This is a genomic window from Photorhabdus temperata (assembly GCF_025384845.1).
Classification (GTDB): domain Bacteria; phylum Pseudomonadota; class Gammaproteobacteria; order Enterobacterales; family Enterobacteriaceae; genus Photorhabdus; species Photorhabdus temperata.
In genome coordinates, this window is sequence record NZ_JAJAFX010000073.1 from 1 (window position 1) to 26325 (window position 26325).

The following is a 26325-nucleotide window of genomic DNA, read 5'->3' on the forward strand; positions in this document are numbered from 1 at the left end:
TTTCTGGTGGAGGACTTACTAATGTATTGGTACTTAATGATAGGACATTGATAATCTTTATTTCTTGGGCCGTGCTGGTAATGCTTTGTGGAAAAAAAATGGACAAGCACAGGAAGATAGAAAATAGGATAATATATGAAAATCAGAATGTTCTTGATACCATAGATGTAATCTTACGACGTAGAAATTCTTAAAAATATAGTTATTTTCTATTTCATATAAGGGTATGGACTGTGCGTAACTTATTAATTCCCACAATATTTCTTTTGGCGGGGTGTGGTGATGAGACAGAAAATAGCGTTCAGATTGAGCCTGAAAAATCTCCAGCCTCTGTGTTCTCAATAGCAACAGATGATCCCACTATCAATCAATTATTGCCAACTATTAGGAAAATGTGCCCAGGATTGGATAAATATGCTGATCAATTTACTGACGTCACAGTTTACGAAAACAGTTACCCTTCACGCACAACCATCAAATTTCATATTGATGAAAATGCCAAACTTCTCAATGATTATATGGCTAATGGAAATAATTGTTTTCTTGATATAGAGGATAACGAAACAGTTTTATCTATATCTAAATCAGCTTGCCAATCTGTTTGTTTAGATCAACAGAATGTACCTGGTGGAACGTTGGAATTGAAACTTTAGAAACACATAGGATATTTATGTCTACTATAAACATAGAAAAGTTTAATGAAATTGTAGGTATTATATTTGGGAAACTATATGAGTCATTTCCTTTAAAGATAGATCTTTTATCTATAGAGGTAATCGGTGAACCCCTTCAATATTCTGATGGAACATACTCTGACGAACTTTGTACTACAGTAGAAGATCATAGATTTTTTCTGGATACAGTGGATTGGCTCATAACGAATGGTTATTTGGCAGGGACTATGAGCTCTGAAGGTTGTCATAGAGCCGTATTAACTGCTGAAGGTTTAGAAGTTCTTAAAGTAATCCCTGACAGCTTAGAAACCCCATTAGGTGATCGTATTAAGGAAACACTGAAGACTGAAAGTAAAGAAGCATTAAGGTCTTTAATTAGCCAAACTCTCGGAATAGGTTTACAGTTTGTATCCCGTTCTATTGGCTTAGGTTAAAAGTAAAAAATGGCAAAGCAAATATATTGCCTTGCCATTCTCGGTTATTAGAAATTACAAATAATCAGCTCCTTACTCTGTTTAGCTTTCCCCGTGACTTTCAAGTTGTAACCGATATTGACTGCTTGCATTTTCAATCCTTTGAATGCCTTACACATTTCTGGAATATCGTTCACCGAAATTACCATTTCCCCTCGGATGGTATGTGCTAGTTCTGCTAATAGATCATAGTTCTCAAGCCCGAAATCTATGCCATATCCCTCTGTACCCCAATATGGCGGATCACAATAAAACAGCGTATGTGGCCTGTCGTACCGTTGGACGCATTGTGCCCAGTTCATATTTTCAATGATCGTTCTTGCCAGTCGCAGGTGGGCCATTGATAGCTCTTCTTCTATTCTGAGCAAATTAAATCGTGGTGGGCTAGTGGTGGAAGTACCGAAAGTATGTTCAGCAACCTTACCGCCAAACGCCTGCTTTTGGAGATAGTAGAAACGCGCTGCTCTCTGAATATCGGTTAGCGTTTCTTCGGGGGTAATCTGCAACCATTTATAAATTTGGCGGCTGACCAATGCCCATTTAAATTGCCGGACAAACTCTTCCAAATGATGTTTTATCACGCAATAAAGATTCACCAACTCACCATTAATATCATTAATCACTTCACATTTACTCGGTACTTTTAGGAAATACAGCGCAGCAGCACCACAGAACGGTTCGACGTAACAGGTATGCTCAGGAAATAACGGTAAAATATGTTTTGCTAATCGGCGTTTACCACCAATCCACGGAACGATGGGTAAAGATTGTTCTTTCATTATCCGTAAACCTTTTCCATTAGCTGAAAATGAGTTAGGCTTTTCCGGTCATCAATAATCAATAACTGAAAGAGCCTCGGTTGACTCACAGTACATGCCTGTGAGTTGATAGCCTACTCAGTGTTCGAGCGTTAGGCTGGTCGCTCTTATCCTGTCTTTTACTTTTCTGATGCGCTCTTAACGCTCTTTAAAATCCGTTTCCCGATAAATTGGCAAAACTGTTTCCATCAACGACTACGGAGACAGTTCAGTGAAAACTTTCAAATCGTTTGTATCACTTATCAAAAAATTACGCCTCGGTGGCTGGCTGTTAACAGCTGTTCTATTGCTTATCACTATCGGTTTAGTTTCCCCTCAACAAGTCCCTGTTGTGATCTACAAATTGTCGCTTATTGCTCTGGCTGTTGTTTTGGGATACTGGCTAGACCGCAGTTTATTCCCGAAAGCAAGGCCCGGTCAGTATCTGAAATATGATGAAATACTCATGAAAGAAGGAAAATATCCCGTTCAGACTGGCTACCATGTGGTGTTTGCTGCCGTTCTGATACGCCGTGCACTGATTGTTGCCGCCACCTGTCTGAGCGTAGCTACAGGGTTGTGATTATGAATTGGCGGCAGATTATCAGAATTGTACTGTTGTGGTGTGGCGGAATGGTCAGCTCAGCATTGGCTGACGAACCACCACACCGTTCGCAGCAATACCGCAATGATTTGATACGTGCTTCTCGTGTGATCTGGGGATTGAATGCACCTGTAGCTGATTTTGCCGCTCAGTTGCATCAGGAGAGTGACTGGAAATCACGAGCTATTTCTCCTGTTGGTGCTCAGGGTATGGCCCAGTTTATGCCCACAACAGCAGATTGGATTAGTCAACGTATTCCTGAATTATCCAATAAAGATCCCTTCAACCCAGTCTGGTCTATACGGGCAATGGTTCACTATGACCATTGGCTATGGCAACGCATTAAAGCTGCCGATAAGTGCCAAAGAATGGCGATGGTGCTGTCTTCCTATAACGGAGGCTTAGGCTGGTTACTACGGGATAAGAAGAAAACCGAGGAAGTTGGTCTCAATCCGTGGGTCTGGTTCGGTCATGTTGAATCTCAGAATGCTGGCCGTAGAGCGTCAGCATGGAAAGAAAATCGACATTATTCCAAACACATATTACTGGAACTCGCGCCTCATTATTTGGCTTGGGGAGGTACCAGCTGTGCCAATTAAATTGTGGGCTAAACCTGTTTTATTGATTTTGTCGCTAATCGGCATGTTCGCTTTAGTTCACTGGAGAGGTCATACCACGGGCTTTCAGAAAGCAACGGAGATAGGAAACACTACATTAACACAGCAGAAAGCCGAATTTCTTCTGCTGGAAAAGCAACAGGCAGAACGGGAACTGACTGTACTCAATGCCTTGCATCAACGTTACCAAATGCAGGTCCATTCAGCGCATCAGGCAGAAGCCAATTATCTCAATGATATTGAACAACTCCGCACTCAGAACCAACAACTGAAGAGGAAAATTGACCATGTTACCCAGAGTTGGATGGATGAAAAACAACAGTTTCATTCTATTAATTGCGTGTTTACTCGTGGCTTCGTGCAGCAATACAACGCCGCCTTCGGCCTGCCCGGTGAACAAACTCGTCCTGCCTCCGTTACCTCCGGCGCTGATGAAACGTCCCGTGGAAATGAAAGCTCTGATGCCCAACTATGGCTATCCGGTATCACGCAACGAGATATCCTCGCCAATGTCATCGACAACGGGGAACAGTGTCTTGCATTGAAAGCGCAGGTTAATGGCTTGCTGGATTACATCGAAGGATTACAACAATGACATTACAGATTGAATTTTGGGCTGCCGTAGGTTTTCTGCTCTCTTTCCTCGGTTTCATTTTTGGTATCGCAAAGTGGTTATTCAGCAAAGCCGAAGAGCGACAGGAGGAAAGACATGCCTCGTTAGAGCAGGCGCTTAAAAATTCCGTGGACAATTGGTCTCAGCTCGAACGTGAGTTTATGCAGTTTAAGGCCGACTTGCCGCTGAATTACGTGCGCCGTGAAGATTACATTCGTGGTCAGACAGTAATTGAAGCCAAACTGGATGCGCTTTACAGCAAATTAGAGGTGGTGCAGCAGCACCGAATTGCCGGAGGTAAAAATGATTGATGTTGCTCGTGTTCGTCGTGAATCATTGCGCTGGAGTCTGTTGGTCGCACTGAATAAAACCCGCCCATATACCGCCAGTGAAACTCTGTTATTGGATATATCTCGCGCGATTTATCCTGACGTCACTGCATTGGAATTACGGAAGGAGTTGGATTATCTGGCAGACCGTAAATTAATTGACCTCAATAAACAGCCATCGGGTAGTTGGTTTGCTGACTTAACTCGTATTGGTGTTGATGTTGTTGAATATACGGTCGAATGCGGCCTTGGTATTGCTCGTCCTGAAAAGTACTGGAGTGAATAATGGCGCGTCGAAGCACAATCGATAAACTCCCAGAAGACGTTCGGCGCTGGTTGGAACGGGCGTTGACTGAATCAGGGTTTAGTGGATACCAGGAACTTGAAACCTTGCTGCGTGATCAAGGTTATGTAATCAGTAAGTCCGCTATTCACCGTTATGGACAAAAAATAGAAAAGCGATACGGTGCAATACGGGCGGCAACAGAAGCAGCACGGATACTCACAGAAGGTGCCGTGGATGATCAAGATGCACGTTCTGAGGCGGTGATTGCTTTAATTCAGACTGAACTTTTTGAAAGTATTATTCAACTTCAGGAAGCTGAAGACGGAGAAGTTGCGCCAAAAGAGCGCGTTACACTGCTTTCAAAGGTGGCAAAAAATGTAGCTACACTCTCTCGCGCTAGTGTGAATCTGAAAAAATTCCAATCTGAAGTCCGGGCACGGACTGAAGCTGCCGCAAGTAATGCAGAGAAAATTGCACGCAAAGGTGGATTATCTGCCGAAGCAGTTGCTGCATTACGTCGGGAAATATTGGGAATTGCTACATGAGTCAGCTTGCACCTGTTCTACCAGATACTTCCTCAATAGCAGCACCTGTCGTCTTATTGCCATACCAGCAACGATGGGTGGCCGACTCATCTCCTTTTAAAGTCAATGAGAAGAGTCGTCGAACGGGAATTACTTGGGCTGAAGCGTCAGATAATGTACTCATCGCCGCATCTTCTGCCGCTGCGGGTGGTATGAATGTGTATTACATCGCCTATAACCAAGATATGACCATTGAATATATTCAAGCCTGTGCAATGTGGGCTCGTGCTTTCAACTATGCGGCCAGTGAAATTGAAGAAGGGTTCTGGGAAGAAGACGAAGATGATAAGCACATCAAAACTTTCACTATCAAATTTCCAGACTCTGGATTCCGTGTAGTGGCGCTTTCTAGCCGTCCGTCTAACTTGCGTGGCCGTCAGGGGATCATTGTCATTGATGAGGCTGCTTTCCATGAACAGCTCGATGAATTACTGAAAGCGGCACTAGCCATGCTTATCTGGGGCGGTAAAGTGCGAGTGATCTCCACCCATAACGGGGATAGCAACTTGTTTAATGAGTTGCTGAACGACATCCGGGCAGGACGTAGAGATGGCGTTATCCACCGTATTACCTTTAAGGAAGCTGTGGCTGAAGGACTATTCCACCGTGTCTGCTTACGTACCGGACGTGAATGGTCACAAGAGGCTGAACAACAGTGGATGATGTCGGTGTATAAGTTCTACGGAGCTGGGGCATCAGAAGAATTGGACTGTATTCCTGCTAATGGTGGCGGAGCCTGGTTGTCCCGCGCTCTGATTGAATCTCGGATGTCTCCCGATACGCCAGTGCTGCGACTAACTTGTCCGAAAGGATATGAGCTTAAATCCGATGAAATACGCCGCACAGATACCGAAGAGTGGCTAAAAGCCAACCTGAAGCCGTGGTTGGATGCATTGCCTTCTGATGCTCGTTCGTTTCTGGGACGCGATTTTGGCCGCAGTGGAGATTTATCTGTGGATTATCCATTGCTGCAACAAAAAAATCTGGTACGCAGAGTGCCGTTCGTGCTGGAGCTGCGCAACGTGCCATTTAAACAACAGGAGCAAATCACTTGGTATCTAATGGATGGACTTCCTAATCTGCTGGGTGCAGCCTTTGATGCCCGTGGTAATGGTGCTTATCTGGCCGAATATGCCATGCAAAAATATGGTGCCAACCGTGTGCAGCAAGTCATGCCCACCGAAGGTTGGTACCGTGACAATATGCCTCCGGTGAAGGCTGCGTTGGAAGACGGCAATCTGGAGGCGCTGCCAAAGGATGAAGACACTTTGAATGACCTAAGGGCAGTACAGGTTATTAACGGTGTTCCCCGCGTACCTGATCAGCGCTCAAAAGCAAAAGCGGACGGCGGCAAGCGCCACGGTGATGCAGCGATAGCCCTTGCCCTAGCCTACTTCGCCAGCCGTGAAATTAACAAAGGTCCGGTGAAAACAAGTTCCCGCCGACGCCGTCAGTCTGCACGTATGCTGGAGGGATACTAATGGCTCGTGGTATCTGGGTTTCACCAACAGAATTTATTAACTTTTCCGAATTAAAGCAGTCGCTTACTGAGCAAATTGCATCGCGTAACCGTTCCATTGACTTCTACAGTCTGGGGACATATCTACCTAACCCTGATGCTATTCTCAAAGCTCAAGGACGGGATATTCGTATCTATCGTGAATTACGTACTGATCCTTTGGTTGGTGGATGTATTCGCCGCCGCAAGGCCGGAGTGAAAGCACTAAAACGTGGTGTAGAACGCAGTAATGCCCCTGTGAGAGTCTTTAACTTTATCCGCGACATGCTCACGGATTTGGATATGTCACGCATCATTGGCGAAATGCATGAAGCGGTTCTGTATGGTTATCAGCCTTGTGAATTGATGTGGAGTCAGCATCAATCATGGTCAGTGACGGATATCGTTAGCAAGCCACCTGACTGGTTCCACTATGATCGTGATAACCAACTGCGTTTTCGTGCTCGTGATGCAGGCGTTGAGGGGGAACTGGTTCCTCTCTATAAATTTGTAATGCCACGTCAAGACGCCACTTATGACAACCCTTACGGATTTCCAGATTTATCAATGTGCTTCTGGCCCGTCACCTTTAAGAAAGGCGGCATGAAGTTTTGGGTACGCTTTGCTGAGAAATATGGTTCACCGTGGGTAATTGGAAAGCATCCACGAGGTACTCCACAAAGTGAAATTGATCTGTTATTAGATTCGATGGAAGCGATGATTGATGATGCAGTTGCCGCCATTCCTGATGATTCCTCCGTTGAGATTAAAGAGGCAGCAGGTAAATCAGACAGCAGTGATATCTACCAGAACTTAATTACCGTCGCTCGCAGTGAGATTTCCATTGCGTTACTGGGACAAAACCAAACGACCGAAGCAAACAGCAATAAAGCCTCTGCACAAGCGGGATTGGAGGTAACGGATGATATTCGTGATGCTGATGTTGACGTTATCACCAGCGCCATTAATCAGGCTATACGCTGGGTCGTAGAACTGAACTTCGGTAACGTTGAATGTCCGGTCTATCGTCTTTGGGAACAGCAATCGGTTGATGAAACACAGGCTAATCGTGACGTTAAGTTGAGTCAGGCTGGTGTCAGATTTACTCCGCAATACTGGAAACGCGAATATCAATTGCAGGATGGGGATATTGATGAAACAACCTTGTCAACCACGCCTATGCCACCACTCCCACTGGCGTTCTCTGAAGCTGTTAACGCAGATTTAGCAGCACAGGACACCTTAGATGAAGCGCTGGATATTTTGATGAATGAAGGATCATTGAATGAATCGTTGGAATCTCTGCTGGTTCCTTTGTTTCATCGTGTTCAAAACGGTGCTAATCCCAGCGATCTTATAGGAGAGTTAGCCGAACTTTATCCACAAATGGGCGCAGATGGTTTGCAAGAGCGGCTAGCACGTGTTTTGTTTGTGTCTAACATTTGGGGACGCTTGCATGAGCATAACCACGCCTGAACTGGCGTATTGCATGACATTACCTCCCAAGCGAGCCATTGGTTATCTGCAATCTAAGGGCTACAAGATAACGTGGGATTGGGAAGAACTTTGGCAAGAGACTCATGCCCGTGCATTCACGGTAGCGAAAGTCACGCGTCTGGATATTCTGGAAGATATCCGCCAGGCGCTACAGCAGGCACTGGATGAAGGCAAGACTGATCGTTGGTTTCGTCAGGAGCTGGAGCCAACATTAAGACGTAAGGGGTGGTGGGGAACGCAAGAAACCGATGACCCTGTTACAGAGGAGCGTGTCACTATTCAGCAAGGTAGCCCGTGGCGCCTTGATACTATCTTTCGTACCAATATGTCAGTGCTATACAGTGCAGGCCGTTGGGCCGAACAGATGGAAAATATTGATGACCGACCGTACTGGATGTATACAGGTATCAACGATAACCATACACGCAAGAGTCATCTCGCATTGCATGGTTTGGTATTTCGCTCTGACGACCCATTTTGGCAAGCCTTCTATCCTCCTAATGGTTGGCGTTGCCGTTGCAGTGTAATTGCTCTCAGTCATGATGATGTTCGTACCAGAGGGACGAAAGTTATGAATTCAGGTAAAGCAATAGGCTGGGAGTTGAAATTGGTTTCACAACAAACAGGTGAGATGCAGCCCGTTGCTACATTCAACACCGGCATAACAAAAGTAGCGACTGATGTAGGTTGGTCATATTCGCCGGGAGCAGCATATCGTCCCGATTTGACCAGATATCAGGGGGAGCTATCTGGACTGGCCCGCCGCGAACTGGGAAGACAGAATGAGTAATATCACTATCACCATTAATGATGGAGACCTAAGACGTGGACTGCGGGCGTTAGAATTGGCTACTAATGATCTGACACTTGCCATGCGTAAAATTGCTGGAACATTGTCAGCAGAAACCGCCTTTAACTTTGAAGCTGAAGGACGCCCGACATGGATACCCTCTGTGGCTGCAAAGGAACGTGGTGATCAGACGCTGCAAAAAACTGCTCGTTTGATGCGTTCAGTCAGTACCCGATATGATTCCCACACGGCAGTTGTCGGTACAAACTTGGTCTACGGGCGTATTCATCAATTGGGAGGTAAAGCTGGCCGCAATCAATCTTTATTGCTACCAGCCCGGCCTTATCTGCCCGTAACAGAACAAGGAGAATTATCACCAGAAGCAACAAGAGCCGTATTAAGTACCATTCAACGACATCTTGAATCAGCGTCGCATCGTTAAACTTTGCCTCCCTATGCAGGTGATTTACCATTGTCATCCGCAAAAAACTTTATAAAGCGTTTACAGACTCAAATTTTCGGTATCTAATTGCATGCAGTTCTCCACTTTCCTATTTCCTTCCCCAATCCTTTTCTAAAGCAGATTAAAAGTAGTTTTTTCTGATTGTAGTGAAACTGTCTCTATCAACGTAATAGAGGTAGTGAAATGAAGTCACTTCACATTTTCAAATCCGGTACACATACCGATATGAATGGCAAACAATTGCCGTTCAGCCCCGCAGATTTGCAAGCTTGCGCAAAGGCTTATGACTCATCGTTGCATGAAGCACCGATTGTGATTGGGCATCCAAAAGACAATTTACCCGCCTATGGTTGGGTTAAATCGCTGACGTCTTCTGGTAATGATTTGATTGCAGAGCCTCAACAGGTTGATGTTCAGTTCGCTGAACTGGTCGATGCAGGCCGCTATAAAAAAATTTCTGCTTCTTTCTATTTACCTGATTCCCCAAACAACCCTAAACCCGGCGTGCTCTATTTGCGTCATGTCGGCTTTTTGGGTGCGCAGCCACCCGCCATTAAAGGACTGAGACAAGTTGAATTCAGCGAGCAAGAGCATGGTGTCGTGGAGTTCTCTGATTGGAGTGACATCACCAACGCTTCACTTTGGGGGCGTCTGCGAGAATTTTTGATCAGTAAATTCGGTATGGACGAAGCAGACAAAGCGCTTCCTTCTTGGCGGGTGGATTCATTACGTGAGGAGATTTATAGCACGACTCAGCCTGATCCTGCCTTTCATGAACCCAATAACACACATCAACATGGGGAAAACAACGTGATAAATGAAGAAAAAAAGGCGCTCGAAGATGAAAACACCCGCCTGAAAGAACAACTTGCAGCACGTGATGCCGCAGAAGTCCAACGTAGACAGAATGAACGACATACTGAAAATGTTGCGTTTGCTGAAAAGTTGGTAAAAGACGGCAGGCTGACACCTGCTGCCCAACCTATCGTAGTTGCGTTACTGGACACAGTGACTCAGGGTGATTCGCCTGTCGAGTTTGCTGAAGGTGATGTGAAAAAGCCACTGGCTACCGCGTTTAAAGATCTGCTGAGTTCTGCCCAGCCGGTTATTGACTTTGACGAACATGCAACGAAAGACCGTGTTGACCAGAATACATCATCAGATACTGCTGAGTTTGCCGATGCAGATCCTGAACGTCTGGCGTTGCATCAAAAAGCCGTCACTCTGGCGAAGAAGGAAGGTATCCGTTACGACGCAGCCGTTGCCCGTTGCCTGTAACACTGCGACCGTAACTATTGAGGAGAGATAAATGTCAGATTATTTGAAAGGCAAACGTATTGTTGACCCTGTACTAACCAGTGTTGCGCGTGGTTATAAAAATGCGACATTCATTGGCGAACATATTTTCCCTGTCGTCGAAATGGAGAAAGAAGGTGCTAGTGTGCCGACATTTGGCAAAAGTGCCTTTGTAGAATATGACACTGCGCGTGCTGTTGGTGCCAACAGTAACGTTTTGATCCGTGAGAAAGGCTCTTCGTTAGATATCGTGCTCAACGAACATGATCTAGCTGCACCTGTTGATTATCGCGAGAAATCAGAATCTTTATTTAATGAAGAAGCAAAGGCAATCCGCCGTTCCACAAATGGCGTGAATCTCAAGCGCGAACTGTATGCTGCACGATTGGCACAAGACCCTAAAGTTTATCTCAGTAAATCGGTGATAAGCCTGAAAAACGATACTCGATGGGTAGGCGGCAAAGGTAACCCAATCAAAGTCATTGAGGCTGGAATTGACGCCGTTCGTACTGCCATCGGTGTACGTCCAAATCTCATGGTTATGGGTGCTAGCGTGATGTCATTGTTGAAGTTCCACCCTGAAATTCAGGCGGCTATTGGAGCCAACGAACGTAAGCGTATCACAATAGAAATACTCAAAGATCTTTTCCAAATCCAGAACGTTGTCGTTGGTGAACCTGTTTCTACCCCAAGCATTAAAGAAAATCCTGTTGATATCTGGGCTGATAATTTGATGTTGCATTACGTATCACCTCCGCAGGCAGGAGCAGAAAGCGCTGATGAACATGAACCATCCTTTGGCTATACATTTCGGCGCAAAGGGATGCCTGTTGCTGATAAATATGAAGGTGTGGGCGGTAAGGTCAATTACTGTCGTTATACCGATATTTATAAAGTTGCGGTTGTTGGCGGTAATGCTGGCTACCTGATTACCAACATTGTGAGGTAAGGGAAATATCATCATGACAGTAACACAACAACCCGTATTGACGACAACAATTATCGCCAGTGCGAACATCATCCAGCATCGTTTAGTTAGTGCTGATAATGCACCGTGTCAGGCTGGAGCCGTTGCACTTGGTATAGCAGAAGTCAATGCGAAGGCTGGGGATGTCGTTCCAGTTAATGTCCTAGGCATTATTGCTGTTGAAGCTGGTGGGCCAATAATCCGTGGGCAAGTCGTACAGTCGGATAAGGATGCCTGTGTAGTACCACTGAGTTCAGCTGAAAATGCTGCCGGAACATTTGTCGGGTTTGCGCTAGATGATGCTACAGCGGCAGGTAATGTCATTCGCATCTTACGTGGCGTATGACATGTATTGCTCATTGAAAGACTTGCAAGAGCAGATACCAACGCAATCATTGATATGGCTGTCTAACGAAGAGTCTAATGCCCAAACGATCAATGAGCCTGTGGTTAACAGTGCCATGCGCTATGCCGATGAACTCATCGACGCCCATTTACGTGGGCGCTATATCCTGCCGTTGGTGGAGGTTCCCACGGTATTACGTGATGCCGCCATTACGTTAACACGCTATCGGCTGTATGCCCGCCGTCCAGAGGGTTCTATTCCTGAAGCCGTGGTGGATGATTACAAAATTGTTTTGCGCCAACTGGCTGACATCCGAGATGCCAAACTGACACTGGGCCTGCTTTCCACAGGAAAAGATGCCCCTGAACCGGGGGAGTTTCGTGTTCGGGCGCGTCGTCCCACCTTTGGGGGGAGTAAAGGAATGTTGGAGAAATACTGATGGATGTTTCGCCGATCATTGATGCCATTGTCATGAGGCTAAGAGAAAAACTACCTGGCTTACAGGTGGAGTATTTCCCTGAAAGACCAACTGAATTCAGGCTGAACCATCCGGTAGGAGCCATTTTAATCAGCTATCCTGGCTCTCGCTTCGACAAGCCTGAAGATGTTGGGGCGGTATTGCAGACACAAACTGTCATGCTCAATGCCACCATTGTTTTTCGTCAGCTTAATGGACGTCACGGTGCCGTTGCCACATTAGATGATGTACGCCGGGTTCTCGGCGGATTCCAACCACCAAACTGCCAACGAAAATGTTGGCTGGTGCGGGATACATTTCTCGGTGAGATAGCTGGCTTGTGGCAATACACGCTGGATTTTGCGACTGAAAGTGTATTTATCGAAGACTGTGAGTTACCGGATGGTCCGCCGTTAGCCCAAATCAATTATGAGAGAACTGAACAATGAAATACCTCTATACAGGCCCAGCAAGCGGCGTCACTTTAGCTGATGGCACTGAAGTCTTGCTCTGGTTAGGAAAAACTGTTGATTTACCGGAGCAGCATGATTATGTGAAGACATTGATCGCGCTGCGATATCTTCATCTACTGTCAGAACAGCAAAAAAATATCCTGAAGAAAAAAGAAAAGTCTGAGGAGGTCACTGATGGCCGCTAATTATTTGCATGGCGTCGAAACTATCGAAGTCGAAAAAGGCTCACGTCCTGTCAAGACAGTGAAATCCGCCGTGATCGGCTTAATTGGTACTGCACCGATAGGGCCAGTAAATGCAGTGACACTTTGTCTGTCAGAAAAAGATGCAGCTCAATTTGGTGCTCAAATGAATGGTTTTACCATCCCACAAGCACTGGATGCTATTTATGATCATGGTGCGGGAACTGTGCTGGTCATTAACGTTCTTGATCCTGAGGTGCATAAAGCTAATGTTGCCAGTGAAAACATTAGCTTTGATAAAACCACAGGAACGGCGAAATTGGCTAATCCCGTGGTCAGTAATGTCTTACTAAAAGCCACCTCTGGTAGTGCCCCTTATGTAGAAGGGCAAGATTATTCTCTGAATGCTCAAACAGGCAGCCTCAAGAATATCGGTAAAAACATTGCTGCGGGCGCCCCCGTGATTGCCAGCTATGACTTTGCCGACCCTACATTAGTGACGCCTGCTGACATTATTGGCAGCATCAGTGCAGCGGGTAACCGTACAGGTATGAAGTTGCTGCATGATACTTATAACCTGTATGGATTCTTTGCCAAGATTTTGCTGGCTCCTGTCTATTGTACCCAGCTAAGTGTAACAACAGAATTGATTGCCCTTGCAACTAAATTGGGCACCATGACCTATATTGATGCTCCGATAGGCACCACTTTTGTTCAGGCTATCAATGGCCGCGGCCCGTCGGGCACAATCAATTTTAATACCAGTTCTGATCGTGTCCGGCTGTGTTACCCACACGTCAAAGTCTATGATGCGGAAAGTAATAGCGAGCGCTTGGAACCATTGTCATCTCGTGCAGCAGGGCTGCGTGCCAAGATTGATGCAGACAAAGGTTTTTGGTGGTCATCCTCCAATCAAGAAATTATGGGGATCACGGGTATTGAGCGTCAGCTATCCGCTATGATTGATGATCCACAAAGTGAAGTGAACCTGCTCAATGAACAAGGCATTACTACAGTGTTCAATAATTATGGCTCTGGTTTGCGCTTATGGGGCAACCGTACCACCGCGTGGCCAACTGTGACACACATGCGTAACTTCGAGAACGTGCGCAGAACGGGAGACGTGATTAATGAATCCCTGCGTTACTTCAGTCAGCAATATATCGATATGCCGATCACAGCAGCGCTGATAGATGCCCTGACAGAATCTGTGAATGCCTATGGTCGTAAATTGATTGCCGATGGTGCTTTGTTAGGATTCAAATGCTGGTTTGATCCGACCCATAACGAAGAAACAGAGCTGGCATCAGGTCATCTGTTACTCAGTTATAAGTACACACCGCCACCACCACTGGAACGGCTGACATTTGAGACCGAAATTACCTCTGAATATTTGCTGAATTTAAAGGGGAATAATTAATGGCTGGAAAAATAGAAATTAACCGCATCACCAATGCCAATATTTATATTGACGGCAATAACCTGTTGGGACGGGCTGAAGAAGTGAAACTGCCAGACGTTTCCATGACTATGCAGGAGCATAAGGCGCTAGGGATGGTCGGCAAGGTGGAGCTACCGGCAGGCTTCGATAAACTGGAAGGCGAGATCAAGTGGAACAGTTTCTACCGTGACGCCATGTTATCTGCTGCCAATCCCTATAAGTCTCTGGCATTGCAGTGCCGTTCCAGCGTCCAGAAATTCAGTTCACAGGGGCGCATTGATGAAGTGCCATTGGTGACATATCTGACCATTTTATTTAAGAAGAATCCGCTGGGCACATTTAAACAACATGAAAATGCTGATTTTTCCAGTAGCTTTACCAGTACCTATATTAAGCAGGTACTGGATGGGGAGGAGCTGTTAGAATTGGATTATCTGGCCAATATCTTCCGTGTCGGTGGCATTGATCAACTGACCGATTATCGCATTAATATCGGAGGTTAAACTAAATAATGACAGTAGAATTAGTGGATAAAGACCTGAATATTCCCAGTGTTGGATTACCTAATGGTACATGGTTTGCTGTCTTAAACATTCCAGGTGTGGAGACTTTGTTTTCTACTCAGAAAACCAATGATCCTATTAACCGCACTCGTTCCAAAGCCAGAAAGCTTGCCGACTTGATTGATAAGTGGACTCCTCCGGAAGGTTGGTTTTCCGATATCGGTGCAGAGAAAGGGAAAGAATATCTGATAGATTTTTTCCGTAACTGTAAAGGCTTTCGCACTCACTAATGACAGGGGCATCAGCCCCTTTCTTCTTTAATCCCCTTTAATATTTCCGTTTCCATACATGAATGATACTGAATGAAACTTACAGAGGAATATCATCATGTTAACCACGACTTACCATCTTCAATTTCCCTATACCACGGCTGCTGGCGTTCGCATTGAAGAGCTTCAGTTATCACGTTTGAAAGTTAAAGATATCAAAGCCGCCCGGCGAGCCAGCGAAAACCCTACTGATTGGGATGATATTTTGATAGCACGTTCGACAGGATTGTTACCAGAAGATATCGAACAGATGGATGTCGCTGATTATCTGGCATTGCAGCAACGATTTCAGCAAGTTATCGGATTGGATCAGGGAAATAAAAACAGTGTGGCAAGCATCGGCGATGTTGGCACGATGGTTCCGGTTCCAGCCGAGCGAGATTGATAATCTGGCGCTGGATGAATTTGAATGTTGGTTGAATGAGGCCAACACTCAAATTAAACGCGAGAATGGAGACGGTTAATTGATGCAAACAAATATTGCCGCTAATAGTGTCTGGAATACTGGAAGTGAATTTTTCATTTTATTTCCCATTTAATGAGAGCTTAATTCGTGTCAACAGAATTTTCCATTGGTGTCATTATTGGTGGGGCTATTAGTGGTGCGTTCAGTTCTGCCATGTCCGGTACACGCCGTACTCTAGGAACTCTGGGAGAAACGACTCGCCAACTGGAGAACCGACAGCAGGCATTAAACCGTGCTATTGAACGTTACGGTCAACTTGGTTCCCGCAGTGCCCAGAGTTTGAATGCGGATCTACAACGCATCAGTCGAACGCTGGAACAGTTGAACCGCCAGCAACAGCGCTTACAGTCTGCTGCTAGCGTTCGTGCCCGCGTGCGATTGCCTGAATGCGATAATATGCGTACTAACTGGCTGAATGTGTTGCAGCGCAATACCCAGAATAACAAAGACTATTGGTTGCCCGATGTTGGGGAACAGGTTGAAGTGCTATTGGATGCCAATGGTGAAGATGGTGTTATTTTAGGTGCTGTCTATTCCAGTGTTGATAAACCATCAGCTAACAATAAAGACGTCCGTGGTATGACTTATGCAGATGATGCAGCTTTTTACTATGATCGTACCTCACACACCCTGACTATTAATGGCGGCATTCAGCACATTAAGATCGCGGTGGAAGCCAATGTTGTTATTCAGACACAGCAGGCAACTATTGATGCGCCGGAAACAATCGTAACCGGAAATATGTTAGTGAAAGGCCAATTAACTTACCAAAATGGACTGTCGGGTTCTGGTGGTAATGGAGCTGCTGCGACCATTCAGGGCAATGTCAGCGTTAATGGCAACATCCATGCAACGGGCAGCATCATAGATGAAGGTGGTAACTCAAATCATCATCCTCATTAGTTTCTTTAAACACCTTTAATATCAGATATGCCTACAGGGGATGATACTGTTCCCCATGAATACGAACTCACACTCTGTTTTTTGGCAACCCGCTCTCCAGAACTCAGGCAAAATTGCCTGTGGGCTGGATGATATCGCCCAAGCAATACTCATTATTCTACGTACACCACGTGGCAGTGATCCACATCGACCAGAATTCGGCAGTAACTTGCACCTTTATATTGATTACCCCATAGACCGCGCGATTCCCCACGTTGTCAGGGAATCTGTTGATGCTATTACACGTTGGGAACCTCGTTGCCAGTTGCTTTCCGTGAAACCAACTGTCAATGGAGAACACCTAACTCTGCGTGTGAATTGGACAGCAGTTGATGGCATTACACAATCTACGGAGTTGCTATGGCGCTGACAGAACCTGATTTTATCGAGCGTGATGTAGAGAAAATCACAACCGAAATGATTGCAAAGTATGAGGCTGATGTAGGTAAGACTTTGTACCCAGCACAGGCAGAACGTCTGCTGATCAATTTATTTGCATATCGTGAAGCACTAACCAGAATGCAAGTTCAGGAAGCCGCCAAGCAGAATCTGGTCGAGTTTGCCCATGCGCCCATTTTGGACTACTTAGGGGAATTGGTCGGAGTATATCGGCTACCCGCCCAACCGGCGCATACAATACTGCAATTTAGTGTTGATGAAGCATTAGAGCAAGATGTACTCATTCCAGTTGGAACTCGTGTTAATGCATCGGACAATATTACTTTTGCTACTAATACAGATGCTGTTCTGAAAGCAGGTACACGTTTCGTTAATGTCACAGCTACTTGTACAGATGCTGGATTATCAGGGAATAGCTGGCAACCAGCACAAGTTAATACATTGTTGGATGAAATCGACGACATTGACCTGCAAGTGACCAACACAATAGTGAGTAGTGGTGGTTCGGCAGAGGAAAGTGACGAGAGGCTACGTGTACGAATCAAGATGGCCCCTGAATCGTTTACTAATGCGGGCAGTCGTCAGGCTTATCGATTTCATACCATGCGTGCTCACCCCAATATTGTTGATGTTGCAGTCAGGTCTCCCATTCCGGGTGTTGTTGAACTGTTTCCACTATTGGCAACGGGGTTGCCAGATGAAAGCATTTTAACGCTGGTGAAAAGTTTTTGTTCTGATGAAAAAATCCGCCCGCTGACTGACACTGTATATGCAAAACCTCCCGTGAAGGTTGATTATACCATCAAGGCGAAACTGACCTTGTACAGTGGAGTTAATGCACCTGGTATTCAATCGGCAGCAGAACAAGCCATACAAACATGGGTAGCTGAACGAGCAACAACGCTAGGGAAAGATATTGTTCCCAGCCAAATCATCTCAACACTGTCTGTTTCTGGCGTCTATCAAGTCGTACTGGAGTCTCCTACGTTTCAGGTTGTAGGTGAAAATGAATGGGCGAACTGTATCGGTATCACTGTTGTGATCACTGGAGTCGCTGATGGTTAAGTTACATCTACCACCTCCACTAGAAGCTGATATCAGTATGCGTGCATTAGGTCAGTTGGCCTCCCGTTTTGATGATATCGATTTAACCCAATTAATGGTTTATCTCATTGATACTGTCGATAGCAGCACGCTGCATTGGCTTGCAAATCAATTCTCCCTATTTGGCGATGGCTGGGAGCTTGTCGAATCAGACAATGCTCGCCGCACGTTAATCAAGTCAGCTATAGAATTGCATCGGTGTAAAGGCACACCGTGGTCAATTCGTGAAATTATCCGTCGTTTTGGGTTTGGTGAAATTGATTTAATTGAAGGCACTGGTCAAATCAATTATGACGGTCATGCCAGCCATAACGGTAATTATGTTCATGGAGATTCAACATCTTGGGCAGATTATCGCATCATACTTCAGCAACCCATTACCAATGATCAAGCCTCGCTATTGCGCACTACACTGGCAGCGTTTGCGCCGGCACGCTGCCACCTTGCCAGCTTGGAATATCAGTCTGTATCAATTCGTTACAACAACACTGTCAGTTATGACGGTAGTTACAATTATGGGAGTAGTTAAAATGGCTAATTTACTGGAAACCCCACAGTGGTCAGAGGGCGTGTATCAGATAGAAACCTCAGACCCAGTGTTAGGTGGGCCTGATGGTATTTCCAATCGGCAGGCTAAACAGTTGGCCAACCGCACAAGTTATCTTAAACAGAAGCTAGAACAAAATGGGAATGAGCTGAAAGAACACACCGAGGCGAAAGACCCGCATACTCAGTATGCACCGAAAGCCAGTCCCATTTTCACAGGAACGCCAATCGCCCCCACACCTGCTAAAAACGCTAATAATACTCAGATTGCAACAACAGCATTTGTGCAATCACTGACGAATACGGCGAATCAAAGTGCTGTAGCTGCAAATAACAACGCTAATAGCCGAGTACCATCCATTCGTAAAGTGAATGGAAAAGCGTTGTCATCTGATATTTCATTGAATGCCGGGGATGTGGGAAGTTATGCTAAATCTGAGAGCGATAATACTTTCTTGCGCATTTCTAGCGATAAAACTGCAACCGTTGGCAGTTTACTGATTGATAGTAAAACTCCTTTTCCTAAATTGCGTTTCAAATCGAAAGATGGATATATATTGGGAATGAACGGTTCTGAAGGGAAATTATTGCATATCTATTCTGACGATCCCAAGAATCAGCGGCGTTACAATATATTAACGCCTGAGCGAAGCGGTACTCTTGCATTACAAAATGCAGCTATAAAATCTGAAAATGGTTGGTGGCAATGCGGGGATACAGGGATAGTTATTCAATGGGTTAAAGTTGCATCAGGTCAACAATCATGGGTAAGAGTAAACTATCCAATTTCTTTTAAAAATCAGTTTCTTGGCTACATCGCAAGTATGTCGAGTATAAATACATCAACAGGTCACACATTAGTACGTAATGCAACGTTATCGACGTTTGAATATCAAGCTGGCACTCCCAACAACAATGAGAATCCAGGCAAAGTTGTTCATATATTATTTTGGGGGGTATAAATGGTTTATTTCTCCAGAAAAGAAGGCGCTTTTTATAGTGAAGCTCATGAAGAATGTGTTGAAATAACAGCAGAGAAACACAATGAATTACTTACAGGGCAGTCACACGGTTTGTCAATTGTCAGTAATAAAGAGGGTTATCCAGTGCTTACTGAACGCGCTCCGTCCGTTTATCATAAATACGATGGTGAAAAGTGGATAATATCAGAAAGCGGTGTGATAAAACTTAGGCAGGAACAGCAGCAACAAGCAGAACATAAGAAACAGCAACTTATGTTCACTGTAAGTAAACAGATAGCTCCGTTACAAGATGCTGTAGATTTGGGGATGGCGAGTGATGAGGAAAATTCTCGGTTGACCGCTTTGAAAAAATATAGGGTATTGCTGAACCGTGTTGATGCTAACTTAGCGCCAGATATTTATTGGCCCGAAAAACCCAGAGTAATAGAATAAGGGCTGCAATAAACTGGCCCCAATAGTCAGACAGTCTAAGCAGCTAACACGGCCTAGGTTCGATATTATACCGAACTTAGACCATTTAGTTGAGAATTAGTCACCTGAAAGAATTATTTCGGATAATTCGTTCAATAGGTTGTCCATTCTCGTCAAAATATCGGCTTGGCCAAATTTCTGAGGGATGTACTCCGAGATTGTTCGCAATAATCCACTCTCCTTTAGGCCAAGGTCGTGATAGAGCATTAGCTAATGTAGATGAGCTAAGTCCCTCCTTACGTGATACCGCTGCTAAGGTAGTGCCGAGCTTACGTAAGGCAGCGATAATGTCGGCGGTATGCCAATCTTTTTTATTCATTTCCTTTATATCTCCATATAACAAACGCATGAATTATCCTATTTTGGGATATTTAAGTAAATGGTTGATATTCGATTTTGGGATATTAATCAAGGTTAAAGAAATGGCATCGATTTATTCATATGAATATCAAATGGTTATAAACGCTCTTCGTAAGGCTAGGATAGAAAAAGGTATTACTCAAAAAAGATTGGCTCAAGCCTTAGATCGACCTCAATCATTTATTGCTAAAATTGAAAATGGTGAAAGAAGGTTGGATGTAGTTGAATTTGTGCATATAGCACACTTGCTATCTGTCGATCATGGGCTAATTTTAGAAAAAATACTGTTCAAAAAACCACCTAAAAAGCCAAAACGAGCAGAGCTTATAAAATAAAAAATCCCATTTTGGTATAAATCAACAATCGATTGATATTTAATCCTAAATGTTTAGTAGGATTGAATATATGGTTTCAATTTACTCTGATGAATATCAAATAGTTATCAAAGCACTCCGTGAGGCTCGTATAGCAAAGGGGGTCACGCAAGAGAATTTAGCTCAAGCGCTAGATCGCCCTCAATCGTTTATTGCGAAAGTTGAGAATGGTGAAAGAAGATTGGATGTTGTGGAATTTGTTCATATAGCACATTTGTTATCATTAGAGCCAAGTGTTCTCATAAAAAGAATCCCAAGAAAATATTCCTCGATATGCTGATAACTTTCTATCTATGCTAGTTTCATCAGATAGCGTAGCTAAAGAGGGATTCACATAGTTAACTATGTGGTAGAACAATTAGGGTTTAATATCCCTAAAGTTGTTTTTTGTACTCCGTGTTATGTAATGTCTATACACGTTTTACTTGTCTAACACTATAATTGGAGCTATCTGCGCTCCTTTTGCGCAGATAGATGTAACTAAACCGGTTTCGCTCCAGGTTGGAGAGGGGGCTGGCTTATGAGGTCATGAGGTCGGCCTTTTCAGCTATAGCGATTTCCCCAATTTTCGGAGCTTCGGCTCCCTTAGTTTGACCAACGATTTTTACGCGTTGCGTATTGCTAACTTTAATGCTGAATTCCGAAAATGACTTCACGTTTTTCCTATCTATACGCTCATGCTTCTCGTTCAGTTAGGTGAATTTGCCGGGCGCTTTTTAATAACTTCTTAGTCTCAAGATAGAGGTTTATAAGGCTAAAATAGCTTTACATCAGAGGTAGGTTCAAGTTCAACTAAAATCATAGCTAAATGCATTCCAATCATTTTCATTTGGTTAGGCATTTCATTCTGTACTGTGCATTATGATAAAGGTGTTAACCCCATTTTAATGAGTGCAGAATATACCGCCTAGCTGTGCGGAATTGGTTACCTTGCTACAGATTTAAAGGAAAAATGGGTAAATTGAATAAATTACAGTCATATTTATGACGTTAGTTGTGTAAAAATTTTTCAATAGATGAAACACAATTGTCGCTTCATTTATCGAGCGGATAGGCGAAATTTATCGCGCGCGGCATCAAGATGCAGTACTGAGGTGAATGTTTTCCCAGGTAAAATCAAATCAGCCCAAATTTCATCAGAAATTACCGTTGCACCGTACTTTTTACAGAGCGTTAATAGTCGGGTCAATTCGTCGTGATTCCAGCATCGGCCAGTAGGATTGTGTGGGTTACATAACAGGAGCAAAGGCGGTCTGTGTTGCGCCAACACTTGCTCTAAATGACCATAGTCAATTTGATAACCTTCAGGACTTTCAAGTAGCGGGTTTTCAATAACCACCCTGTCGTTCATGGTGATGATTTTGGCGAATGAACCATAGTAGGGCCCTTGTACAATGACACCTTCCCCCGGTTTACTGAGCGTTTATATCAGTAAAGCTAATCCAGGTATGACACCTTCTATCGACGTAAACCAATCACGGCATAAGGTCAATTTATGACGTCTTGAAAACCAGTCTATTGCGGCCTGGTAATAATGATCGTCACGTTCGCTATAACCAAAAATACCGTGGTCAGCCCGGGAGTGGAGTGCTTGTAGGACTTCTTTTGAGCATTGAAAATCGAAATCAGACACCCACATGGGAAGCAGGTCAGTCTTATCTAAGCGCAAGGAACGACCTAAAAAGTCCCACTTAATGGAGCTTGTATTGTGGCGATCGATTATCTGGTTGAAATCAGGCGATTTCACGTTGGGTTTCCTTTTTATTCAGGGAATTTTCCGGTGCGATCCTTGCAATACCAAAACCGGTAAAGCCGTAGATAAGAGCCAGGAAGACGGCAGCATAGCACTGGATAGCCCAGGGCAGTAGCTCAAGCGTGCTGACACCTAATGTAGTCGCCATATAAATGCCGGCAGCAGTCCAGGGGATCAACGGCTCTATGACGGTACAGCCATCTTCTATTGTTCTCGACAGGTTTTTATTATCCAGTCCCATGCGACAATAAGCCCCTTTGAACAGCTCCGCCGGGATAAGGAGAGCCAACTTTCCGTTGCAGGTGGCGCCCGTTACCAGAATAGTTGTTGCCAAAGTTGCAGCGATAAGTTGCCCGGTTGTGTGAACAACCTGTAGAAGCCGGTTAATGATGCAGGTCAAGGCGCCAGTGAGTGCTAAAGCGCCGGCGAACGCGAATGCACAAAATGCAAGCAAGATAGTACTCATCATCGATAACATACCCCCCCGATTGAGCAGACGGGGAACATCGCTAACGGCTCCGGCGATGTTATGTCCCTGATCAAAGAACATTGAGAGATTGAAGCCGTCTATCAACGCATTAAGGCCCTGTTTAAGGGTGAGCCCCTGGAAACCTATACCAAGTACAATAGCCAATGCACAGGCAGCCAGCATGACCGGTATCACCGGACGTTTTGTTATTGCTCCCCACAAAACCAGTATCGGTGGCAAAATTAACAATAAATTGAAGTGATACAGGCTTTCAAGAGATTGAATAATTTCTGTGACTTTTTCAGGTGTTGCCACGCTACCTGTTAAGCTTGTATGACCCGCAATAAAATAAACAATAGCGGCTAAAACAAAACCCGGAATAGTGGTATACATCAAATGTTGCACATGGCTGTAAAGATCAGTATCAGCAACGATGGCAGCGAAGTTAGTCGAGTCAGATAACGGTGAAATTTTATCACCGAAATATGCGCCTGAAACCACCGCGCCCGCCGCTGCCGCCAAAGACACATCAAGGCCAGCGGCGACTCCCATCAGAGCGACGCCCGCTGTTCCGGCTGCCCCCCATGACGTACCGGTACAAACTGAGATAACGCTTGTGATAAAGAAAGCCGCAATCAGTATGTATTGAGGGCTAATCAGTTTTAACCCCCAATACATCATATAAGGTATGGTTCCGCTGAACATCCAGGTCCCAATTAACCCACCGACGCAAATCAGTATCATCATCACCGGCATCGCCTTGGCGAGCTTTGCTACAATCGCATCAATGATGTCATTCCAACGATAACCTTGCCAATATGCCAAGGCTGCTGTTATTCCTGCTGATATGAGCAATAAAGATTCAATGCGTAAATTCAGTTGACCATACCCAATAACCAACAGTAAAAGCATTGCGGCGATTGGCAGTATAGCGAGTCCCAAATTAAGCTTTTTCTTATCATCCATATAAAAACTCCAGTTTCAGATAGATTGTTGAAATAGAATAATGAATTTATTTCGAATGAGATGTAACAGAGATTACTTTTTTATGTAACTGGTTTCATCAGATGTGAAATATGATCTGTATATCACTTTTATTCTTATTCTTATGCTTATGTGCAATGCTTTTCATTACCTTATCGGAAAAACGGAATCTCTGATGACAAGTTCGGCTGAAAACATATTCATTTGTGGCGTTATTTCTTTTTGGGCACTGAGCTGTAACGCCAGATTAGCCGCCTGCTGAGCCATTCGTTCTATTGGGTTATGTACGGTGGTTAAGGGGGGATAAAGATATCGGGCCGGGACAATATCATCAAACCCAACAATCGACAGTTGTTCCGGTAATTTGATTTTCCGTTGATGTAAAGATCGCATCATACCGGCAGCCATGACATCGTTAAATGTGACTGCCGCAGTAAAGTTGATGCCGCTGTCTAAGAGCTTTTCTGCTGCCAATTCCCCACCTTTTTCGTTGAATGGAACGCTAATAACCCAATCGCCTGGTACGGTGATACCCGCATGAGTCATTGCAGCATGATATCCCTCAAGACGGAGCCTTCTATTATCAATCGGTAGATCTGCTGTTACACAAGCAATTTTTCGATGACCGTTTTGCAGAAGATAGTGGGTAGCAGCCTGAGAAGCACTGACATTATCTAACCAAATGCACCGGTTGGCGATGGCAGGGAAATATCGATTGATAATCACCAATCCTGGTGTATGCGCCGCATAACGTAATACGTCTACATCACTCATCGTACTAACATGCGCGACTATGGCTTCACATCCCTGATTAATTAAAAAATCTAAGGCAGATTTCTCAAGTTCAGCTTGATATCCTCCACTACAAACCATCAACTTTACTTCTTCCTGCCGGGCAATTTTTTCAACCCCCCGAGCCAAAAGGGAAAAAAAAGGATCGGCCAGATTGCCAGTGAGTAAACCCAACATATTTCCCGCATCGTTTTGCCAGGGCAAGTGCAGCAAAATTACGGCGATAGTTGAGTTCACGCATGGCTTTTTCGACACGTTCACGAGTGCCTGGTTCGACGTAAGCCGTGCTGTTGATAACGCGGCTGACAGTGGCTACGGATACTCCAGCTTGATGTGCTACGTCTCTCATAGTGGTCATGCTCCCTCCTCAGCAGTTATATAAAATAAATCATATCCCAATGAATAGAATAAGAGCGGTTGGGAATACGAATTGGGTTTTCAATATACCGACGATAAAACGCTTAACAACCCAATCTACGACCGGGTTTTGAAAACCAGCTATGAAGCTGATTTACGTCACGGATTTATTCAGTGTCATATTCTGTCACCTACCCTGATTAAGTGACAGAACATATGGAACATAAGGATCATTCTTAATCCAACAAGAAATGGTTCATGGATTTAAAGTATTTTGGTGGAATATAGAGATCATAATTATTTTCTTCGCAAAATAGTTTCAATTCAATAATTGATCTGATTGATAATTTCTCATGGATACTTTCGAAATACTTTTCCACAGTACGGCATGAAATTTTCATTTCATTAGCAATGCATTGGCTACTGATGCCACGGCAGAATAAAAAGATTATTGTCCATTCTTTTTCTGTCAATATATTATTAGGCGGTCTAAGCTTAACAGATATAATTGTATCATTTTTAATATAATGATGTACTGAAAAATGATTGATTTCTTTAATGTGACAAATTATGCCAATACATTGATTATTTTCATTCATTAACGGGTATTTTTCACAAAAATAGGGTTTAAGTTGTTGACTATTGCTTTGAAGATGAGCCCCAATAGATGATATTCGTTGCATAGTCTGTAAAACCTTACGATCATGTTCTTCAAAAAGGTGAACAAGATGATTAAACGGTATCGGTAATTCTTTGGCCGTATATCCCGTGACATTAACGTGTTCAGGTAACTTATTTAGTTTAATAAATGCGTTATTTGCATATATTAAACGAAGTTTCTTATCTTTTACAAACCATGATTCATGACTTCTATCCCACATATTTGTTAACTGAGGGGTAATTTGACTCATATAGGACCTTCAATAATTATTGAATATGAAAGAGAAAAATATTTCAACAATCAGCAAAAGCAGCTATTCGTTCTATCGGGAACGATCCCCTTATAATTAGAAGTTATAGTATTGCTATGATCTCAACAGTATGCGTGCCCCCAGATTAAGATTGTTCTTAATCATACAGTTCAAACTCCAGTTTCGAATTGTTGT

General features: G+C 44.2%; 37 protein-coding genes and 2 pseudogenes. 33 read left to right on the forward strand and 6 right to left on the reverse strand.

Annotation, left to right across the window (positions count from 1 at the left end):
• The 3 genes from LGZ99_RS20880 to LGZ99_RS20890 form a co-directional block, all read left to right on the forward strand.
• A partial coding sequence (locus LGZ99_RS20880; RefSeq protein WP_262979534.1) for a hypothetical protein occupies window positions 1–194 on the forward strand: 194 nt, incomplete at its 5' end.
• Window positions 195–233: 39 nt separating this feature from the next.
• Window positions 234–653 (forward strand): hypothetical protein, encoded by a 420-nt coding sequence (locus LGZ99_RS20885; protein ID WP_262979535.1) that lies wholly within the window; start codon window positions 234–236, stop codon window positions 651–653.
• 17 nt (window positions 654–670) lie between these two features.
• Window positions 671–1108 (forward strand): hypothetical protein, encoded by a 438-nt coding sequence (locus tag LGZ99_RS20890; protein ID WP_262979536.1) that lies wholly within the window; start codon window positions 671–673, stop codon window positions 1106–1108.
• A 47-nt stretch (window positions 1109–1155) separates the two neighbouring features.
• On the opposite strand, the gene LGZ99_RS20895 is transcribed toward LGZ99_RS20890, so the two are convergent.
• Window positions 1156–1926: a DNA adenine methylase gene (locus LGZ99_RS20895; RefSeq protein ID WP_262979537.1), complete on the reverse strand. Its 771-nt coding sequence runs from the start codon at window positions 1924–1926 to the stop codon at window positions 1156–1158.
• 250 nt (window positions 1927–2176) lie between these two features.
• Here LGZ99_RS20895 and LGZ99_RS20900 point away from each other — a divergent pair, with 250 nt between their 5' ends.
• From LGZ99_RS20900 to LGZ99_RS21025, 27 genes are all read left to right on the forward strand, one after another.
• Window positions 2177–2527: a putative holin gene (locus LGZ99_RS20900; protein ID WP_112896735.1), complete on the forward strand. Its 351-nt coding sequence runs from the start codon at window positions 2177–2179 to the stop codon at window positions 2525–2527.
• A 2-nt stretch (window positions 2528–2529) separates the two neighbouring features.
• Complete coding sequence (locus LGZ99_RS20905) at window positions 2530–3147, forward strand: transglycosylase SLT domain-containing protein (RefSeq protein ID WP_262979538.1); 618 nt, start codon at window positions 2530–2532, stop codon at window positions 3145–3147.
• Entirely contained in the window at window positions 3137–3760 is a 624-nt protein-coding gene (locus LGZ99_RS20910; RefSeq protein WP_262979539.1) for a hypothetical protein, read from the forward strand. The genes LGZ99_RS20905 and LGZ99_RS20910 overlap by 11 nt, the downstream gene beginning before the upstream one ends.
• Window positions 3757–4089, forward strand: coding sequence for a hypothetical protein (locus LGZ99_RS20915; RefSeq protein WP_262979540.1), 333 nt, complete (start codon window positions 3757–3759; stop codon window positions 4087–4089). The genes LGZ99_RS20910 and LGZ99_RS20915 overlap by 4 nt, the downstream gene beginning before the upstream one ends.
• Window positions 4082–4393 (forward strand): hypothetical protein, encoded by a 312-nt coding sequence (locus LGZ99_RS20920; protein ID WP_112896738.1) that lies wholly within the window; start codon window positions 4082–4084, stop codon window positions 4391–4393. The genes LGZ99_RS20915 and LGZ99_RS20920 overlap by 8 nt, the downstream gene beginning before the upstream one ends.
• Window positions 4393–4938, forward strand: a complete 546-nt coding sequence (locus LGZ99_RS20925; protein ID WP_262979541.1) for a DUF3486 family protein — start codon at window positions 4393–4395, stop codon at window positions 4936–4938. Before LGZ99_RS20920 ends, LGZ99_RS20925 begins: the two co-directional genes overlap by 1 nt.
• Entirely contained in the window at window positions 4935–6458 is a 1524-nt protein-coding gene (locus tag LGZ99_RS20930; protein ID WP_112896739.1) for a hypothetical protein, read from the forward strand. Before LGZ99_RS20925 ends, LGZ99_RS20930 begins: the two co-directional genes overlap by 4 nt.
• Window positions 6458–7951 (forward strand): DUF935 domain-containing protein, encoded by a 1494-nt coding sequence (locus LGZ99_RS20935; RefSeq protein WP_262979542.1) that lies wholly within the window; start codon window positions 6458–6460, stop codon window positions 7949–7951. The genes LGZ99_RS20930 and LGZ99_RS20935 overlap by 1 nt, the downstream gene beginning before the upstream one ends.
• Entirely contained in the window at window positions 7932–8762 is an 831-nt protein-coding gene (locus tag LGZ99_RS20940) for a phage head morphogenesis protein (RefSeq protein ID WP_262979543.1), read from the forward strand. The genes LGZ99_RS20935 and LGZ99_RS20940 overlap by 20 nt, the downstream gene beginning before the upstream one ends.
• Window positions 8755–9204, forward strand: coding sequence for a phage virion morphogenesis protein (locus LGZ99_RS20945; RefSeq protein ID WP_262979544.1), 450 nt, complete (start codon window positions 8755–8757; stop codon window positions 9202–9204). Before LGZ99_RS20940 ends, LGZ99_RS20945 begins: the two co-directional genes overlap by 8 nt.
• Window positions 9205–9408: 204 nt before the next feature.
• Window positions 9409–10503: a peptidase gene (locus tag LGZ99_RS20950; RefSeq protein WP_262979545.1), complete on the forward strand. Its 1095-nt coding sequence runs from the start codon at window positions 9409–9411 to the stop codon at window positions 10501–10503.
• A 31-nt stretch (window positions 10504–10534) separates the two neighbouring features.
• The gene (locus LGZ99_RS20955) at window positions 10535–11470 is read left to right on the forward strand and encodes a hypothetical protein (RefSeq protein ID WP_262979546.1); all 936 of its coding nucleotides are present in this window, start codon (window positions 10535–10537) and stop codon (window positions 11468–11470) included.
• A gap of 13 nt (window positions 11471–11483) precedes the next feature.
• Window positions 11484–11834: a DUF2190 family protein gene (locus tag LGZ99_RS20960; protein WP_262979547.1), complete on the forward strand. Its 351-nt coding sequence runs from the start codon at window positions 11484–11486 to the stop codon at window positions 11832–11834.
• 1 nt (window position 11835) lies between these two features.
• On the forward strand, window positions 11836–12273 hold the full coding sequence (locus LGZ99_RS20965) for a gp436 family protein (protein WP_228901295.1): 438 nt from the start codon (window positions 11836–11838) through the stop codon (window positions 12271–12273).
• On the forward strand, window positions 12273–12740 hold the full coding sequence (locus LGZ99_RS20970) for a Gp37 family protein (protein WP_162120348.1): 468 nt from the start codon (window positions 12273–12275) through the stop codon (window positions 12738–12740). Before LGZ99_RS20965 ends, LGZ99_RS20970 begins: the two co-directional genes overlap by 1 nt.
• Entirely contained in the window at window positions 12737–12949 is a 213-nt protein-coding gene (locus LGZ99_RS20975; RefSeq protein WP_262979548.1) for a hypothetical protein, read from the forward strand. Before LGZ99_RS20970 ends, LGZ99_RS20975 begins: the two co-directional genes overlap by 4 nt.
• Entirely contained in the window at window positions 12939–14366 is a 1428-nt protein-coding gene (locus tag LGZ99_RS20980) for a phage tail sheath subtilisin-like domain-containing protein (RefSeq protein ID WP_262979549.1), read from the forward strand. Before LGZ99_RS20975 ends, LGZ99_RS20980 begins: the two co-directional genes overlap by 11 nt.
• Window positions 14366–14890, forward strand: a complete 525-nt coding sequence (locus LGZ99_RS20985; RefSeq protein ID WP_011147613.1) for a phage major tail tube protein — start codon at window positions 14366–14368, stop codon at window positions 14888–14890. The genes LGZ99_RS20980 and LGZ99_RS20985 overlap by 1 nt, the downstream gene beginning before the upstream one ends.
• Before the next feature lie 8 nt (window positions 14891–14898).
• A complete protein-coding gene (locus LGZ99_RS20990; protein ID WP_262979550.1) occupies window positions 14899–15180 on the forward strand; it encodes a hypothetical protein in 282 nt (93 codons plus the stop codon).
• A 97-nt stretch (window positions 15181–15277) separates the two neighbouring features.
• Window positions 15278–15604, forward strand: a complete 327-nt coding sequence (locus LGZ99_RS20995; RefSeq protein WP_262979551.1) for a phage tail assembly protein — start codon at window positions 15278–15280, stop codon at window positions 15602–15604.
• Window positions 15564–15683, forward strand: coding sequence for a GpE family phage tail protein (locus tag LGZ99_RS24715; protein WP_088371090.1), 120 nt, complete (start codon window positions 15564–15566; stop codon window positions 15681–15683). The genes LGZ99_RS20995 and LGZ99_RS24715 overlap by 41 nt, the downstream gene beginning before the upstream one ends.
• Window positions 15684–15997: 314 nt before the next feature.
• Complete coding sequence (locus tag LGZ99_RS21000; protein ID WP_262979558.1) at window positions 15998–16588, forward strand: phage baseplate assembly protein V; 591 nt, start codon at window positions 15998–16000, stop codon at window positions 16586–16588.
• A 55-nt stretch (window positions 16589–16643) separates the two neighbouring features.
• Complete coding sequence (locus LGZ99_RS21005; RefSeq protein WP_262979552.1) at window positions 16644–16997, forward strand: GPW/gp25 family protein; 354 nt, start codon at window positions 16644–16646, stop codon at window positions 16995–16997.
• The gene (locus tag LGZ99_RS21010; RefSeq protein WP_262979553.1) at window positions 16988–18091 is read left to right on the forward strand and encodes a baseplate assembly protein; all 1104 of its coding nucleotides are present in this window, start codon (window positions 16988–16990) and stop codon (window positions 18089–18091) included. Before LGZ99_RS21005 ends, LGZ99_RS21010 begins: the two co-directional genes overlap by 10 nt.
• A complete protein-coding gene (locus LGZ99_RS21015; protein WP_390894046.1) occupies window positions 18084–18659 on the forward strand; it encodes a phage tail protein I in 576 nt (191 codons plus the stop codon). The genes LGZ99_RS21010 and LGZ99_RS21015 overlap by 8 nt, the downstream gene beginning before the upstream one ends.
• 1 nt (window position 18660) lies before the next feature.
• Window positions 18661–19638, forward strand: a complete 978-nt coding sequence (locus LGZ99_RS21020; RefSeq protein ID WP_262979554.1) for a gp53-like domain-containing protein — start codon at window positions 18661–18663, stop codon at window positions 19636–19638.
• Window positions 19639–20091, forward strand: coding sequence for a tail fiber assembly protein (locus tag LGZ99_RS21025; protein WP_023043981.1), 453 nt, complete (start codon window positions 19639–19641; stop codon window positions 20089–20091).
• 100 nt (window positions 20092–20191) lie between these two features.
• On the opposite strand, the gene LGZ99_RS21030 is transcribed toward LGZ99_RS21025, so the two are convergent.
• Window positions 20192–20449, reverse strand: a complete 258-nt coding sequence (locus tag LGZ99_RS21030; RefSeq protein WP_262979560.1) for a helix-turn-helix domain-containing protein — start codon at window positions 20447–20449, stop codon at window positions 20192–20194.
• Window positions 20450–20552: 103 nt separating this feature from the next.
• Between LGZ99_RS21030 and LGZ99_RS21035 the strand changes: the two genes are divergently transcribed.
• Both LGZ99_RS21035 and LGZ99_RS21040 read left to right on the forward strand, forming a co-directional pair.
• Window positions 20553–20825: a helix-turn-helix domain-containing protein gene (locus LGZ99_RS21035; protein WP_051240231.1), complete on the forward strand. Its 273-nt coding sequence runs from the start codon at window positions 20553–20555 to the stop codon at window positions 20823–20825.
• Window positions 20826–20895: 70 nt separating this feature from the next.
• Complete coding sequence (locus LGZ99_RS21040; RefSeq protein WP_011147600.1) at window positions 20896–21144, forward strand: helix-turn-helix domain-containing protein; 249 nt, start codon at window positions 20896–20898, stop codon at window positions 21142–21144.
• Window positions 21145–21933: 789 nt separating this feature from the next.
• Here the strand turns inward: LGZ99_RS21040 and LGZ99_RS21045 are convergent.
• From LGZ99_RS21045 to LGZ99_RS21055, 3 genes and pseudogenes are all read right to left on the reverse strand, one after another.
• Window positions 21934–22611: pseudogene (locus tag LGZ99_RS21045) on the reverse strand (aminotransferase class I/II-fold pyridoxal phosphate-dependent enzyme); the annotation flags it as partial.
• Window positions 22598–24052 carry a Na+/H+ antiporter NhaC gene (gene nhaC / locus LGZ99_RS21050; protein WP_262979555.1) on the reverse strand — a complete coding sequence of 485 codons (1455 nt, stop codon included), beginning with the start codon at window positions 24050–24052 and terminating at the stop codon, window positions 22598–22600. The gene nhaC and the pseudogene LGZ99_RS21045, both read right to left, overlap by 14 nt.
• A 165-nt stretch (window positions 24053–24217) precedes the next feature.
• Window positions 24218–25220, reverse strand: a pseudogene (locus tag LGZ99_RS21055) (LacI family DNA-binding transcriptional regulator).
• Window positions 25221–25292: 72 nt separating this feature from the next.
• Between LGZ99_RS21055 and LGZ99_RS21060 the strand changes: the two are divergent.
• A complete protein-coding gene (locus LGZ99_RS21060) occupies window positions 25293–25427 on the forward strand; it encodes a hypothetical protein (protein ID WP_262979556.1) in 135 nt (44 codons plus the stop codon).
• Between the two features lie 28 nt (window positions 25428–25455).
• Here LGZ99_RS21060 and LGZ99_RS21065 read toward each other — a convergent pair whose 3' ends face one another.
• Window positions 25456–26130 (reverse strand): helix-turn-helix transcriptional regulator, encoded by a 675-nt coding sequence (locus LGZ99_RS21065; protein ID WP_262979557.1) that lies wholly within the window; start codon window positions 26128–26130, stop codon window positions 25456–25458.
• Window positions 26131–26325: the final 195 nt, after the last annotated feature.